We start from the raw sequence: 14,690 nt of genomic DNA on the forward strand, positions 1-14,690 counted from the left end.
GCTACATTCCGATCCACGGCATGGATTTCCAGCAGACGCCAGGTGGAAGGTTTCGTCTCCGGCAAAGGCACCTGATGCGTATAAAACCAGGTTGCCCCTTCCCTGGCCCGGGCAAAACCCACACGGGTTGGAGCTCCGGTCATCACGCCGAAGATCCCGGAACGGAACAGCCCTTGAAAATCAACAACCAGATCAAACTCTCCCCTTCGGAGTATACGAAAGATAGTAGGCCAATTTTGCCAGGACACATTCACGGACAGGATGTCATCAATATCAGGGTTCCCTTCCAGAATCGGCGCCCAGATCTTTTTGACCATCCAGGTCAGCCTGGCATACGGGAACCGCTGACGCAAAGCAGCCACCGCTGGAAGAGCATGCACGATATCACCCAGCGAACTTAATTTGATGATCAGAATGCGCTGAGGATTGATGTCCATAGGTACCCGCGAGAAACCACTAGCCCATCAGTCACACAAGATATCCCATTAACGCGGATGAATGGATGAACGCTGATCCCGGTGCATTCATCGTTGTTGCCCGGTTCGATTGCCCCGGCTCATTATTTGCTGTTCAATCCAGTCCACGGCATGAACAAAGCTATCCGCCACATAGTCAAGCGACACCTTTCCCTCCTCCCTCGCCTTCACAACATCCGCGCTATACGAACTCGTCATGACCAAAATACCTGGAACCGAGGCGCGTTGAGCGGCCTCTAAATCACTGCGCTTATCCCCGACCAAAAAACACTGCGAGACATCAAGCGCAAAGCGGGATACGGCTTGATCGATCAACCCCGCTTTGGGCTTTCGACATCCACACCCGTCTTGAGGATGATGAGGGCAGAAGAAGATACCATCAATCCTGGCTCCGTAGGGGCTAATCAATTCCGCCAATCTTTCATGGATCGACTCCAACCCTTCAATGGTCATCATCCCCCGGCCTATGGCCGATTGATTGGTCACCAGAAGCACCATGGCCTCTAACTGGTTTAATCGGGCGATGGCTTCAGGGACTCCCGGGAACAACACCAATTGTTCGGGAGAAGTGACATACCCCGTATCGTGGTTCAAGGTGCCATCCCGATCCAAAAACACGGCCGTACCCTGTGCGGCGGAAACATCTCTCATCCAACATGCCCTCTGATCCGACCTTCGTTCCCGTAGCCTGGTGACATCCTGATTTGAGATAGCGCGGCCTCCACAACCTGCTCCACGGACACTTGGGTCATGCAACGATGATCAATCGGGCAGGCGCGCAATAAACAGGGTGCACAACGGACCGATGCCGTCACCACTCCCCTGGATTGTCCATGAGGGCTTGTCGTGGAGGAATCCGTTGAACCAAACACCGCAGCGACCGGTACCCCAAGAGCCTGAGCCACATGCATCGGTCCCGTGTCGTTGGTAACCAAGACGGAGCAGCGTGTCAGCACGCCCATTAACTCTGGTATCGTGGTCCTTCCTGATAAGACGATCGGCTCATACCGCATCCGTTTGGCAATGTCCTCTCCAAGCGCTTCTTCTCCCTTGCCTCCAATCAGGACACAGCGGACAGACGGAGTCCCGGGAAAGTCTTTTGTCAGACGCTCAACCAGCAAATCCCCCACCTCCGCAAAGCGTTCCGGCAGCCATCGTTTGGCCGATCCATACACGGAGCCAGGATTCATCCCAATGACCAGACTGTCTGATGGAAGAAATACCTCAGGAAACTCTTTGGCACAGGCATTCTTCACCTCAGGAGAAAGAAAAAGTTGAGGGGTACGGTCTTTCCCGGAAGAGTGGGTGACGGCCTTGACGATCTCCTGATAATACTCCGTATGGTGCAGATGAGCCCGATCTGGCCAGGGAACAGCTTCGGACAGCAGCCAACGCCGTCCATCCGTCGCATACCCGATCCGGAATGGAATGCCAGCCACCCAGGTAATGAGGGCCGCTTCAAAGGCATTTTGGAATAACACCGCGCGATCAAATTGCTTTCCCTTCACTAGTTGAATGAGATGCCAGAGCCCGAGGAGGCCCTTGTGCTCCCCTTGATGGAAATACATGATGACCTCATCCACTCCCGGATGTCCTCTCAACAGGTCTCCGATGATCGGCCTGGCCAACACCGTTACCCTGGCATGAGGATCATGATTCCGCAAATCCATGAGAGCCGGTAGGCACATCACGGCATCTCCGATCCAGTTGGGAACGCGGACGAGAATGTTCATCGAAAAACCATATGTCCCCTCACATGAACTGATCTGCTAGAACCTATCTGTCCAACCATGTCTGAGTCCTATGGACAAATGGCATGGAGCTGTTCACGTAACTCGTCTTCGCCTTGAGTCATCCGCACTTGCACATCCAACGACCACAGAGGATCATCGCGCTTCAAATGCTCTTTGATTTTCAGGGCATCTTTTTCTGTTGTGATCGCGAGAGCAAGCCCTGAACGCCCCATCTTCACGCGAATGGCTTCAACATCTTTTTCCGAATAGGCAAAATGATCTGGGTACCGAACCTCCTCACCCACTGTCAACCCACAGGAGACCACCGTCGATCGAAAGGAGGCGGGATTGCCAATTCCGCTAAAGATCAAACAAGATGAGTCTTTGAAGGCCCAGGCCTGTTGGGTCTCCCCTGTCGCAATATGCGTGAATATTTCAGGCTCGGTTTCCAGATGCAAGGGCACAATGGATTTCCCAACGCTCTGTTCAATTCGATTCTGAAGTGATGCTACCGATACATTGCGTTCCGTTCGACTGAAGACAATCGTCGTGGCCAATTTTGCTGCACAAAGCGGTTCACGCATTCGCCCAGCCGGCACGACTCCATTTAAGCCCTCAACATCAGTCGCATCGAATAAGAGCAAGTCCAGGTCTCGATATAAAGAAAGATGCTGGAAGCCATCATCAAGAAGAAAACAATCGCATGAGGCCTGGTCCAATACCCACTGTCCCAACCGATAACGATCGGTTCCCACTGCCACAATCGCCCATGGGCACTTGTGAGCCATCAACATGGCTTCATCCCCTACCGAGCGCCAATCACCCTTCAAGGATAGGCCATTGGAGACCAGCCTATTCACTCCTGAGCGTTGTCTTCCATATCCACGACTTAAAATCGCTACCCGCTTGCCCCGCTCATGAAGTCTGGCTGCCACCCACATCACCAATGGGGTTTTCCCCGTTCCTCCCACGGTCATATTCCCCACACTGATGACCGGTTTGGGTAAGCGAAGTTGAGGTAACCAGCCACGTTGATAGGCTGTCCTCCGCCATCCGGCAATTGCACCATAGGGAACCGCGCACCCCCTGAGAATCCATGGGCAACGCCGGTGCAACCAACGCCAAAGCCGTTCCGGACTCACAGCAAGGGAAGGAGGCGTCGTGTTCACGAAGGACACATGGCGTAGATCATATTCTCCCTCATTCCAATCTCACACGGAACGGAAGCTTATCGCACCACTTCTTGAGACTTGCGTAAAGAGGACTCTTTCGCCGACAACGGGAAAAAGGGCAAATTGTCATTTTCCAACAATTGATCAATCCATTGAAGATTCCTGGTGATGACCCCCCGATGGGTCCGGACCACCTCCAACGCCCTTTGGCCCATATCATCGGCTTCTGTAGGATGCGCGATCAGACGAATCAACTGAGATGCCAAATCGTCCTGATTCTGTATTTGAATCCCTCCCCCTGCTTCCAGAAGGAGTCCGGCACTATCCCGGCAATGATCAACATGGGGTCCAAACACCACGGGGCGACCCCATTGCGCAGGTTCCAACAAATTATGTCCCCCAACCTGAACCAATGTGCCTCCCACAAACGTGACAGAGGCCTCACGATAGACAAAGGCCAATTCTCCCCTGGTGTCCAACAGGATGACGCGAGGTCCCTGGTAAAGAGGCTGATCTCCGACATCCTGTCCGAACCGGCTGCGACGAACACAGGGAAATCCATATTGTTGAATAACCTGTTCAAGCTTGGCGGCACGCTCGATATGTCGTGGAGCCATCACCAGCACGGTCAGAGGATGCTGTGCAACCACCTTCCGATACGCGTCCAACAGACATTCCTCCTCCTGAGGATGCGTACTCCCGGCCACAATCAGCGCCTCAGCAGGATGACACCTGAAGAGTGACCTGAAAGACACATGAGTATGGGTATCGGCAGACTGACCTTGCTCCAGGCCTTGATCAAACTTCATATTCCCGGTGACATGAATGGCATTCGGCTTGACCCCCAAATGGCCGATTCGCTCAGCATCGTGTATCGATTGCATCAAAGCAAGATCGAGACAGTTCAATACTCGGTTCATCATGCCTCTAACCCAGCCATACCTGGCAAAAGATCGTGAAGAGATTCTCCCGTTGACGAGGCAAACTGGCACACGATGCCGCTGAAGATTTTTGAGCAGATTGGGCCAGAATTCTGATTCGACCAGAATAAAGAGCTGAGGCTGAAGTATGCGGATATACCGGCCAACCGCCCACCAGAAATCGACGGGAGCATAACAATGGACAGCCACACCTTCCAAACGCTTGATCACGACTTCCCGACCGGTCTCCGTCACGGTCGACACCACCAACGGCCATTGAGGATATCGCTGCTTCATCGCCTGGAGCAGTGGAACAATGGTCTCCACTTCCCCCAAGGAGACCGCATGAATCCAAATAACGGGTTTCTGAAGATCCCGCAATTCCACAGGAACCGCCCCCAGCCGACACCAAAGACCGCGTTGACTGCGTTTTTTTGTCAGCAGGAGTCCGATGATAATGGGAAAGGCCAGGACAAGCAGCACATTATACATCACATAATACATGGGTGGGTCACGCGTCGAATGTCTGTTTCTTTTCGATCAGATCGGGGGAGGACATCCGGCGAAAAAATGATTCAACCGGATCGGAATCCTGAACAGCCAATTCGGCCTGAGCCGTGAGCCGGTTCAACGAACCTTCCAGCTCCAACCCTGGACCGGACAGCTGCTCGTTGGAAAGATCTTCGCTTACCCAGATGGGTGGTCCCCACACAAACAACCCTACCCCACCGGGATAGGGAATCTGGAAGCGATCCCAACTCGTAAAGACTTTTTTTTTGAGCAGGCAAAGGTTAAAGGGATAATGGGCAATCCCGTCGCCTTCGCCAGATAAATCACTCCCGATTGGACCGTGCAGGCTGGTCCCTTCGGGCCATCGGGCGTCACAACCAGATCCCCGCCATTCCGCGCGGCCTTTAACAATTGCCTGGTGGCTCGAAGTCCCCCGCGTGTGCTCGATCCGCGAATGGACTGAAATCCAAAATAACCCATGATTCGCGCGATGATTTCTCCATCCCGATGTTGGCTAATCAAGATAGAGGCCTGCTGCCCGCGGTAGGCCAACGGCATCATCAACTGACGACCATGCCAAAAGGCAATGATGATCTGTCGACCCTGGCGATACAACTCGTCCACGGTTTCCCCACCTACGGTGGATATTCGCATCGTCTGTCCCAAGAGGCGAATGATTCGCGCTGCTAATGGGGGCGCAACAGACAGTTTCATCCAATTCAACATAGGAACGGCGCTATTCGATTTAGGAGGTCGTCGGTGACGGTTCGGGTTGTGTAAGTAAAAATTGCGTTTGATACAATCGAGTATAGAGGCCTCCTTGCTGAAGCAAGGTACTATGAGTGCCGATCTCTTCAATTCTTCCATGATTCATGACCACAATACGATCGGCATGCTGAACCGTGGACAATCGGTGGGCAATGATCAAGGTCGTTCTGGCTTTCACCAGATTGACCAGAGCTTTCTGAACCAGCTTTTCCGATTCCGAATCCAGAGCGGACGTCGCCTCGTCCAGAATCAGAATCGGGGGATCCCGCAAAATCGCCCTGGCAATAGCAAGTCGTTGACGTTGCCCACCCGATAATCGTAGCCCATTTTCACCAATCAGCGTGTCTAGTCCCTGCGGGAGGCGCTCAATAAACTCCCAGGCAAAGGCGGCGCGAGCCGCCTCAATGACCGCCTCCTCACTCGCATCCAAACAGCCATAGGCGATATTATTTCTGATCGTATCATCGAACAACACGGTTTCTTGAGACACTATGCCAATCTGCCGTCTGAGAGAGGATCGATCAACCAGGCGAATATCTTCCCCATCAATTTTCACGGCTCCGTCCGTCGGACGATAAAACCGTGGTACCAAACTCACGAGCGTGGTTTTTCCACTACCACTGGCCCCGACGAAGGCCACCACCTCCCCCACGTTGATCGTGAAATTGATCTCGTGCAAGGCTGGTTCTTCAGAGCCCTCATACCTGAAGTTGACACCGGAAAATTCCAAATTTTTCGCCATGGGTGGAAGAGTTTTCTTGCCTTCGTCTTTCGCGACCTCGCTTTCCAAGTCGAGAACGTGAAACACTCGCTGGGCCCCCGCAAGAGCACGCTGAACCGATTCATTGGCTCCGGACATTTTCCTGAGGGGGGCATACGCCATGAACATGGCAGCCAGGAATGAAAAGAACTCTCCCGGCTTCATCTCACCGGCAATGACCAATCCTCCTCCATACCAGATAATAAAGGCCACACCACAGACTCCAATGACCTCAAGAAGAGGAGAGGCCATTGCCGAGGTTTGAGACGACTTCACTTTCGCTGTCCGAAATGCTTGATTCGTCAGAGAAAATCGTTGAGCCTCCTTCTCTTCCTGACCATAGGCCTTCACGATCTTGATACCTGAAAACGCTTCTTTTAAGACGGAAGCCATTTTCCCAATCGATTCTTGACCACGCTTTGAAAGTTTACGAATCCGCCGGCCGACCCGGACCAACACCAATGAGGAGAAGGGTAATACGACCAACACAATTGTGGCGAGTTTCCAATTTTGATAAAAGACCACGGACAGCATCGCGACAAAGGTCAACCCCTGCTGAAAGATATCCTTCAACACACTGGGAATGGCATTCGCCATTTCGTTGACATCGCTAATCACCCTGGCCATCAACCGTCCTGAGGCATTCGCATCGTGAAAACGAATCGGCAAGCGGACGATATGAATAAACAATTGTTGACGAATATCGGACACCAGCCAGTGCCCCACATAACTCATGAGATAACCCTGCCCATAGGCAAAGGACGCTTTCAAAATCGCGACACCCAGGACTGCCAACGGAAGAATGAGCAACATCTCTTGATTGCGCTCAATAAAAATTCCATCCAGAACCGGTTGGACCAGCCAGGCATAGACCGCCGATAATCCAGCCACCCCGGCAGAACAGACAAATGCGCCAAGCAACCGGAGGCGGTACTCCTTCAGATACGACACGATTCGCCAGAGGGTCTTCATGTCATCGCCTCAGCAAGGATATAGGCTGCAGCCCGTTTCGACGCTCCCGCCTCCCCGAGGGAAGTCCGAATAGCCTGGAAAGCGCGGATCATGTCGTTTTGACGGCGAACGTCTTGTAAAATGCCTAAGGCTTCGTGAGCAATACTGTTTGGGGTCATACGATTCTGAATCAACTCTGGAACAATTTTTTGACCGGCTAAAATATTCACTAAACTAATATAGGGAATTTTAACCAGACATTTGGCAATATGATAGGTCAAAGGCGATGCTCGGTAGACCACAACCATTGGTGTTCCAATCAGTGCCGATTGCAACGTCGCCGTCCCGGAGGTCACCAACAGAAGGTTTGAGGCTGCCATCACCTCATTGGACCGACCTTTGACCACCTTCACCTGTTGCCCGAATTGTCCAAGGAGATCATTCACCACAGAATCGGGCAGTGAATGCGCTTGAGCAAGAATGACCTGAATGCGAGGGTATTGAATCCGAATCTGTTCGACCGAACGCAGGAAGGCCGGCAAAACCTCCCGGACTTCCCGGACACGACTCCCGGGCAGCAGACCGATCACCAGATCTTCTCTCTCTAACCCTAATTGTTGACGCTCATAAACAATATCGTAAGTAGGCTTGAGCTCATCTAATAACGGATGCCCCACATACGTGCAGGGGATGCCGGCTTTTTGGAAATAGGCCTCTTCGAATGGAAGAATGGCTAACACATGGCTGATCACTCTTCGAATAACGTTCAATCGACGGCTTCCCCATGCCCACACCTGAGGGGCAATATAATAGATGATTTTGTGTGACCCCTTTGCAATGGCCTTGGCCAAACGAAGATTCAACCCTGGACTGTCGATGAGGATAATGACATCAAACCGTTCATGTTTGAGGTAACGGGCAAGGGTTCGTAACGTCTTCCACCCCTGTATGAGCTGCCGGATCCCCGGCACACCCATGGCATCCACCCGTTTTACATCAGGAAGAAGCGAGACCCCTGCCGCCAACATCCGGCTGCCACCCACACCGATTAATTCAACAGCAGGATTCAGTTCCCGAAGGGCCAGGGCTAAGTGCGCTCCGTGAATATCGCCGGAGGCTTCACCGGTCACTAAGAAAATTTTTGGCATCAAGACTCTAACAGATCACTCATGCCGGAAAGTTCGCACAGATACCGATTACTGCGGCGAGTGCCCGTCATGTTGTTGAATGAGCGAGACAACTTGGGTCGCGACTCTCAAAGCTTCCACCCCTTCTTCTCCTGAGACACCTCGGGCGGAAGGATTCCCCAGAATCGATTGAATGAAGCAGTCCAATTCACGAGTCAGGGCATCGCCTTCATCACCCTTGATATGTTGCGATTCAACTTCAAAGGTTCCACCCTCCAAACTTCTCCTGGTGTTCATCACAGCCTCTTTTCCACCAAAATCAACAGAGAGATAGCGATCGCGTTGATACACTCTGATCTTTCGAAGTCGTCCAGTCGAAATTCGGCTTGCAGTCAAATTAGCCAAGCACCCGCTTTCAAAGAGAATTCGCACATTGGCAATATCCGGCAGATCGGTAAACACCGGCATGCCTCTCGCTTCCACCTGCAGGATGGGTCCCAAGCCTAACGATAACAACAGATCCAAATCATGAATCATGAGATCCCGTACCACATCGACATCTGTCCCTCGAGGCTGAAAAGGACTTAGGCGGTGGCATTCAATAAAGCCGGGCTGACTCACCAGAGGACGCATGACTTCGACTATCGGGTTAAACCGCTCAATATGCCCAACCTGCAGTATAGACCCCCGGACTTTGGCGAGTTCGACTAACTGCTCACCTTCCCACACATGGCTGGCAATTGGCTTTTCGACCAGAACATGACACCCGCGTTGCAAACAGGTCGTGACCACAACACCATGCGCCGAGGTCGGAACCGCCACACTTACCGCATCGACCAAAGACAGCAGATCGTCTAAATCCTGGAAATACGATACTCCACATTCATCCGCAACCACATGCCCGCGTGAAGGATCCGTATCGGAGACCCCAACTAATGTCACAGAAGGCAGGGTTCCATAAATGCGGGCATGATGTCGGCCCAAATGACCAACACCAATCACCCCTACTCGTATGGATTGTGTCATGTAGGGATAGATGGTCGCTGAATAGGAGAACAAAACCAGCGTTTCCGGTTACACCACCCGAAACACGACCATTGGGAATGCATCCCCTTAATGCGGTGCAGCATCGGAAGATCCGGTAAGAGAGTGTAAAACACCGGTAGGAGCGATTCCAACGATCGCGATACCAGCTGCTTTGGCGTTCACAAACATCTCATCTCGATCAAGGACGACGGTGCGCCCGGCCTCAATGGCAAGAACTGAAGCCTTCACAGCGACCATAGACTGAATGGTTTGAGGACCAACCGCCGGCAAATCAAACCGGAGATCTTGCTGCGGTTTCGTTCGTTTGACCACCACGGTTCCCTTGCCCCCGAGTGTCCCTCCACGAGTAATTGTCCCATCCGTTCCCTCAACGGCTTCCACGGCGACAATGACCCGATTTTTCACCACGACACATTGCCCAATATCTAACTTCCCCAAGGTTTCCAGGGTATCCCAACCAAATTGGATATCCTCCCACTCTTTGCTCGTTGGTTTCCTGTAGGCAAGATTGCCCTCTTTCGCCAGAATACCTTCAAGGCCAAACGTGGACTCCCGAATCTGAATCCCTTCCAGCTCTAATTCTCCAGCAACCGCTCTGAGGATCGCATCATCCTTCCAGTGTTTCAATCGGCTAAAAATCGCCAAGGTTCTGAGGTCCGGCCGAAGTGAGGTAAAGACGTGCGTTTTGTGGATGCCACCTAACATGACGGCCTGACGGATGCCATCACCCTTTAATGCCGCCAATGCCTTGCTAAATTGCCCGACCTTGAGCCAATGAATCCGATCAACATGGGATTCAAGTTCCGGTAGGGTCTCGCCCACATGCGCGATCGCGGAAACTGAAAATCCTAATCGTCGAACATTGTCGGCAAAAATAATCGGAAAGCGTCCATTTCCCGCAATCAGGCCAATCCGCTCATCTTGTTCAGGAGAAATCATACCCTGCGCCCCAAGACGATCACCAACTTACTCCTCTTCATCATCCAACTCCCGGGAAGACACTTGACAGATCCCGCGACTGGTACTTTCTAAAAAAGTGAGAAACGTCATGACATCTGTACTTTCACCGTACTCGTTACGAGCAAGTTTAATGGCTTCTTGAAGACGATGTCCTTGACGGAATAAGAGTTCAAATGCGGCTTTTAAGGTATTCATGCGTGCTCCGGAAAATCCATGGCGCCTCAAGGCAATAGTATTCAGCCCAAACATTTGAGCACGATAGCCTCCGGCCGCACGAACAAACGGCGGGACATCCCGTCCTAAGGCCGAACACCCTCCCACCATCGCATATTCACCAATCCGTACATATTGGTGCACCCCGACCAAGCCTCCAATCACGACAGAACTTCCCACAGAGACGTGGCCAGCCAAGTTTGCGGCATTGGCCATCACAATATGATTACCCAGCTCACAATCATGAGCCACATGGGTATAGGCCATGAAAAAATTATGGTGTCCGATTCTGGTCACTCCGCTTCCAAAGGCCGTACCCCGATTAATCGTCACATTCTCACGAACGATATTATGATCTCCGATACAGACTCTGGTGGGCTCATCTTTATATTGCAAATGCTGCGGTGGAGTTCCAATGGACACAAATGGATAAAACCGGCAACACCGGCCAATTTCCGTATGCCCCTCCACACACACATGGGCCACTAATTCTGTTTGATCTCCTATCGTGACATGTTCACCCACAACGCAATAGGGCCCGATGACGACATCTTCCCCTACTGTGGCTTTGGGATGGACAATTGCTGTGGGATGAATATTCATCAAATTCTCACTTTTTGGGTTGAACATGATTTCAAAGCCAACCTCGCGCTACGACCCCATTGATCGCGGCTAGGCCTCACTTTCTTCGACTCTGACCATGGCGGTCATTTCAGCTTCACAGACTAAGGACGAATCGACCAGGATCTTCCCGGCCATCTTCCAAAATGGATCTTTTCGTCGAACGATCTCAACCTCAACCCGCAGTTGATCACCAGGAACGACCGGTCGACGAAACTTGGCTTTTTCAATTCCTGTGAGAAAAACGGTAGGGCGCCCAATCCCCTTGGCCGTTTTTCTGGCCAACACCCCGCCAACTTGTGCCATCACTTCTAAAAGTAATACGCCAGGCATAATAGGGCGCCCGGGGAAGTGCCCTTGAAAAAACGGTTCATTGGCCGTGACGTTTTTAATACCCACAATCCTGGTCGCATCTTGGATCTCGAGGATCCGATCCACCAGCAAGAAGGGATATCTGTGCGGAAGTAAGTCCTGAATCTGGAGAATATCCAACTCGCCCTCAACCATAATTTCCCCCTTTCTCTCTGTGCTTCTCTGCCACCATTGGTCGTCATGACCATGAATTATCCCATGGCCTATGGCACACTCATCGCACCAATCTCCCGATCCATGGCCTGAATAACATCAGTAGAAATATCCAGTCCAGCTTGATAAAACAAGGTGCCTGAATTGACTCCATATTCTAAAACCAGACCCAAGCCACGTTGACCGGCAACTTCCGTCACAACTTTTTGCACCTGGAGGCGAAATTCGTTTTGCAATTCCCGCTGTTTCTCTTGAACTTCTCTGTTTAAATCGGCAACTTTTTGTTGATACCCGGCCATTTTTTCCCTGAACTGTTCTTCCTTCCGATCTCTGGCCTCCTGACTCAATACGGTACTTTGGGCCATTAAGTCACTTTCCAGCTTTCGTAATTCCTTTTGCTCTAATTCCACAAGGGTTTGCCGATCCTTCATGAAGGCATTCAGCGCATCCGACAGCCGTTTGCCTTTGGCTGTTTCTGCCAAAATTCGCTGAGGATCAACGACGCCGACCGGGAGATCCGATGGAGTATTTGGCCCCTGAGCCGCACATCCCCAGACAAGACTCAGAACCAGACTTCCCAAAGTGATCCAACCGCTGACAGCCCCAACACCTGACTTCCTCATTGTGTGTTCTCTCCTACGCTTCGCCATCACGAATGTTCTTATTGCGGACCCCATCTAAAAAACCGATCCAACAGAAAATTCAAATACCCACTTTCTGTCATCCTTTGGCCCATCTATAGGACGGCCATACGCCGCCCGAAGAGGTCCAAATGGTGAAATCCATCGTACTTCTAGGCCCGCAGCCATTCGAAGATCAAGATCAAATTTATCTCCCTGAGAAAATCCCCTTCCATAGTCGAAAAAGAGAACCCCGTTCAACTTGGCATCGGGCAACACCGGAAAAATTAAATCATTATTAATAATGATTTGTTTATTGCCTCCTTCAGGATCGTTCCCATCGGTTACCGGCCCGGCCCGACCATATTTAAAGCCCCGCACAGTGTTAATGCCTCCCACGTAAAAAAACTCAGGAATAGGGTAGTCCGAGCCATTAAATCCATCGCCATACCCAACACGACCTCGAATGGAATGACGAAAATCCCAAAACGGGAGAGGCGTAAATTTCATCGCATCAAACGCCACACTATAAAAGTTATTTGATCCTCCAAGTGCATCTGTTCCAAAACTCGCGCGGACACCCATTCGAGTGCCTCGCCGGGGATCTAAATAATAATCACGCGAATCCCTGAATAAAGAGGCACGGAACCCAGTCGTGGATTGCTTGCCTTCCTGATCTTTGATCAGATCGTTTGCATCAGAGTCCACATCATCAATTTTGATCTGTTCTGCTACGAGGGTAAAGGTCCCTGTCAAGTATTCGGAAAATCCCCGACCAAAGGTCAGATTCGCACCTTGCTTTTTTTCAAGGTAAGTCAGGTAATTCGTTCGTGAGCTGAACAAATCTGCTTGGCCCGAGGTTAAGGTATCAAAAATGGCCGGATTTCGAAAGGTAATCGTCCCAATGGTTCGTCGCCCTCCAACCTGCCCTCGAATCCTGGCTAAATACCCCCGCCCGAATAAATTTCCCTCGGTGATATCCGCAATCAACGTAAATTGGTCTAAGGTACTAAACCCCCCGCCAATGCTGAAAGAGCCGGTGGGTTTTTCCTTGACCTTGACGTCTAAATCCACTTCCCCCGGAGCTATTTGTTTCGGAAGAATTTCGACCGTTTCAAAAAAATTCAAATTATTGAGGCGTTCGAAACTTCGTTTTATGGCCGGGGAATCGATCATATCCCTTTCATCCACACGCAATTCACGCCGGATCACATTATCCCGAGTCTTATTATTCCCGGTAATCCGGATATCACGAATCCGGACCATTTCGCCTTCCTCAATAGAAAAACCAATACGAGTGCTCCGAGTGGGCGGATCAGGCTCAACCGAAGGATTGGCCTCGGCAAACGCATAACCACGACTACCATATAAATCCGTCAGCCGGGTTACCTCATCACGGATTTTGGCACGCTGAAACACTTCACCAACCTCAATGATCAGACCTTCCCGCAATTCTGCTTCCGAGAAGAGCGTATTTCCCGTATACTCGATTTGACTCACAACATAGGGCTCTCCTTCGACAATCGGAAATACCAGAGTAAACCATTCCTTCGTCTCATCCAAATCCATTCGAGGTATCCCGACCTGAACATCCAAATAGCCTTTATTGAGATATACTTCTTTAATCCGTTCGACATCATTGGGAAGCTCATCCCGATGGAGAATACCGGCATCCGAAAATATTGACCAGGGCCAGGAATATTCTCGATTGGCCATAAAGGACGTCAATTCCTTCTTCTGAATGACATTTCGGCCCTCATACTCGATCGTACGAATATGGGCTTGGCTCCCTTCTTCGATGTAATAGGTCAATCGCACTTGATTGTTCTCGACGATATCAGTGATAGGAATAATTTGAGCGTGGTAAAAACCCTTTTCGTGATACAACTGCCGAAAATTTTCTACAGAAATCTTTACCTGTTCCTTGTCTAAAAATACCTGATTTTTTATGATATTTTTTTCGTTAAGCTTGTCGTCTGACAACTCTTCATTTCCATCAAACACCACTTCGATGGTAAACGGCTTCTCCTTTACACGAAAAACCACGAGGACTCCATTGGCCCCGCCTTCGGTTGAGACTTCGACTTCTTCAAAAAAACCCATCCCATAAATGAGCTGGATTTGTTCCCGAACAGACTCTTGGGTAAAGGAATCCCCTGGTTTAAAGGATAATTTTCCTAAGATGGCTTGCTCTTCAATATGCTGGTTGCCTTCAACCTTAATGGCCTTAATTTGGGATTGGGAAGATTGAGCCAATACTGGCCTCTCAAACGAAAGTGCTCCCAAA

General features: G+C 50.9%; 15 protein-coding genes. All 15 read right to left on the reverse strand.

Annotated features, from left to right (window positions below; all coding sequences use genetic code 11):
* Positions 1 to 437: glycosyltransferase family 9 protein (locus AAH187_RS02430; RefSeq protein ID WP_342346836.1), on the reverse strand; the 437-nt coding region annotated here is incomplete at its 3' end.
* Positions 438 to 524: 87 nt separating this feature from the next.
* Positions 525 to 1,127, reverse strand: a complete 603-nt coding sequence (locus AAH187_RS02435) for an HAD family hydrolase (RefSeq protein ID WP_342346837.1) — start codon at positions 1,125 to 1,127, stop codon at positions 525 to 527.
* The gene (gene waaF, locus AAH187_RS02440) at positions 1,124 to 2,209 is read right to left on the reverse strand and encodes a lipopolysaccharide heptosyltransferase II (protein WP_342346838.1); all 1,086 of its coding nucleotides are present in this window, start codon (positions 2,207 to 2,209) and stop codon (positions 1,124 to 1,126) included. The genes AAH187_RS02435 and waaF overlap by 4 nt, the downstream gene beginning before the upstream one ends.
* 68 nt (positions 2,210 to 2,277) lie before the next feature.
* A complete protein-coding gene (gene lpxK, locus AAH187_RS02445) occupies positions 2,278 to 3,378 on the reverse strand; it encodes a tetraacyldisaccharide 4'-kinase (RefSeq protein WP_342346839.1) in 1,101 nt (366 codons plus the stop codon).
* Positions 3,379 to 3,437: 59 nt separating this feature from the next.
* A complete protein-coding gene (locus AAH187_RS02450) occupies positions 3,438 to 4,805 on the reverse strand; it encodes a 3-deoxy-D-manno-octulosonic acid transferase (RefSeq protein WP_342346840.1) in 1,368 nt (455 codons plus the stop codon).
* Between the two features lie 7 nt (positions 4,806 to 4,812).
* On the reverse strand, positions 4,813 to 5,019 hold the full coding sequence (locus AAH187_RS02455) for a hypothetical protein (RefSeq protein WP_342346841.1): 207 nt from the start codon (positions 5,017 to 5,019) through the stop codon (positions 4,813 to 4,815).
* 2 nt (positions 5,020 to 5,021) lie between these two features.
* Positions 5,022 to 5,525: a lysophospholipid acyltransferase family protein gene (locus AAH187_RS02460; RefSeq protein ID WP_342346842.1), complete on the reverse strand. Its 504-nt coding sequence runs from the start codon at positions 5,523 to 5,525 to the stop codon at positions 5,022 to 5,024.
* A 31-nt stretch (positions 5,526 to 5,556) separates the two neighbouring features.
* On the reverse strand, positions 5,557 to 7,311 hold the full coding sequence (msbA, locus tag AAH187_RS02465; protein WP_342346843.1) for a lipid A export permease/ATP-binding protein MsbA: 1,755 nt from the start codon (positions 7,309 to 7,311) through the stop codon (positions 5,557 to 5,559).
* Entirely contained in the window at positions 7,308 to 8,438 is a 1,131-nt protein-coding gene (gene lpxB / locus AAH187_RS02470; RefSeq protein ID WP_342346844.1) for a lipid-A-disaccharide synthase, read from the reverse strand. The genes msbA and lpxB overlap by 4 nt, the downstream gene beginning before the upstream one ends.
* A gap of 48 nt (positions 8,439 to 8,486) precedes the next feature.
* Positions 8,487 to 9,476: a Gfo/Idh/MocA family oxidoreductase gene (locus AAH187_RS02475; RefSeq protein WP_342346845.1), complete on the reverse strand. Its 990-nt coding sequence runs from the start codon at positions 9,474 to 9,476 to the stop codon at positions 8,487 to 8,489.
* A 54-nt stretch (positions 9,477 to 9,530) separates the two neighbouring features.
* A complete protein-coding gene (gene lpxI / locus AAH187_RS02480; protein WP_342346846.1) occupies positions 9,531 to 10,403 on the reverse strand; it encodes a UDP-2,3-diacylglucosamine diphosphatase LpxI in 873 nt (290 codons plus the stop codon).
* Positions 10,404 to 10,430: 27 nt separating this feature from the next.
* On the reverse strand, positions 10,431 to 11,240 hold the full coding sequence (lpxA, locus tag AAH187_RS02485; protein ID WP_342346847.1) for an acyl-ACP--UDP-N-acetylglucosamine O-acyltransferase: 810 nt from the start codon (positions 11,238 to 11,240) through the stop codon (positions 10,431 to 10,433).
* A 69-nt stretch (positions 11,241 to 11,309) separates the two neighbouring features.
* A complete protein-coding gene (gene fabZ / locus AAH187_RS02490) occupies positions 11,310 to 11,765 on the reverse strand; it encodes a 3-hydroxyacyl-ACP dehydratase FabZ (RefSeq protein ID WP_342346848.1) in 456 nt (151 codons plus the stop codon).
* A 68-nt stretch (positions 11,766 to 11,833) separates the two neighbouring features.
* The gene (locus tag AAH187_RS02495; protein ID WP_342346849.1) at positions 11,834 to 12,406 is read right to left on the reverse strand and encodes an OmpH family outer membrane protein; all 573 of its coding nucleotides are present in this window, start codon (positions 12,404 to 12,406) and stop codon (positions 11,834 to 11,836) included.
* 54 nt (positions 12,407 to 12,460) lie between these two features.
* On the reverse strand, positions 12,461 to 14,659 hold the full coding sequence (bamA, locus tag AAH187_RS02500) for an outer membrane protein assembly factor BamA (protein WP_342346850.1): 2,199 nt from the start codon (positions 14,657 to 14,659) through the stop codon (positions 12,461 to 12,463).
* Positions 14,660 to 14,690 lie beyond the last annotated feature (31 nt).

This window comes from uncultured Nitrospira sp., from assembly GCA_902500695.1.
Taxonomy (GTDB): Bacteria; Nitrospirota; Nitrospiria; order Nitrospirales; family UBA8639; genus Nitrospira_E.

Excerpts from the sequence above, each read along its gene's own strand:
- AAH187_RS02435 (WP_342346837.1), bottom strand. The coding sequence starts at position 1,127 with ATGAGAGATGTTTCCGCCGCACAGGGTACGGCCGTGTTTTTGGATCGG.
- waaF (WP_342346838.1), bottom strand. The coding sequence starts at position 2,209 with ATGAACATTCTCGTCCGCGTTCCCAACTGGATCGGAGATGCCGTGATG.
- AAH187_RS02450 (WP_342346840.1), bottom strand. The coding sequence starts at position 4,805 with ATGTATTATGTGATGTATAATGTGCTGCTTGTCCTGGCCTTTCCCATT.
- AAH187_RS02460 (WP_342346842.1), bottom strand. The coding sequence starts at position 5,525 with ATGAAACTGTCTGTTGCGCCCCCATTAGCAGCGCGAATCATTCGCCTC.
- msbA (WP_342346843.1), bottom strand. The coding sequence starts at position 7,311 with ATGAAGACCCTCTGGCGAATCGTGTCGTATCTGAAGGAGTACCGCCTC.
- lpxB (WP_342346844.1), bottom strand. The coding sequence starts at position 8,438 with ATGCCAAAAATTTTCTTAGTGACCGGTGAAGCCTCCGGCGATATTCAC.
- lpxI (WP_342346846.1), bottom strand. The coding sequence starts at position 10,403 with ATGATTTCTCCTGAACAAGATGAGCGGATTGGCCTGATTGCGGGAAAT.
- lpxA (WP_342346847.1), bottom strand. The coding sequence starts at position 11,240 with ATGAATATTCATCCCACAGCAATTGTCCATCCCAAAGCCACAGTAGGG.
- fabZ (WP_342346848.1), bottom strand. The coding sequence starts at position 11,765 with ATGGTTGAGGGCGAGTTGGATATTCTCCAGATTCAGGACTTACTTCCG.
- AAH187_RS02495 (WP_342346849.1), bottom strand. The coding sequence starts at position 12,406 with ATGAGGAAGTCAGGTGTTGGGGCTGTCAGCGGTTGGATCACTTTGGGA.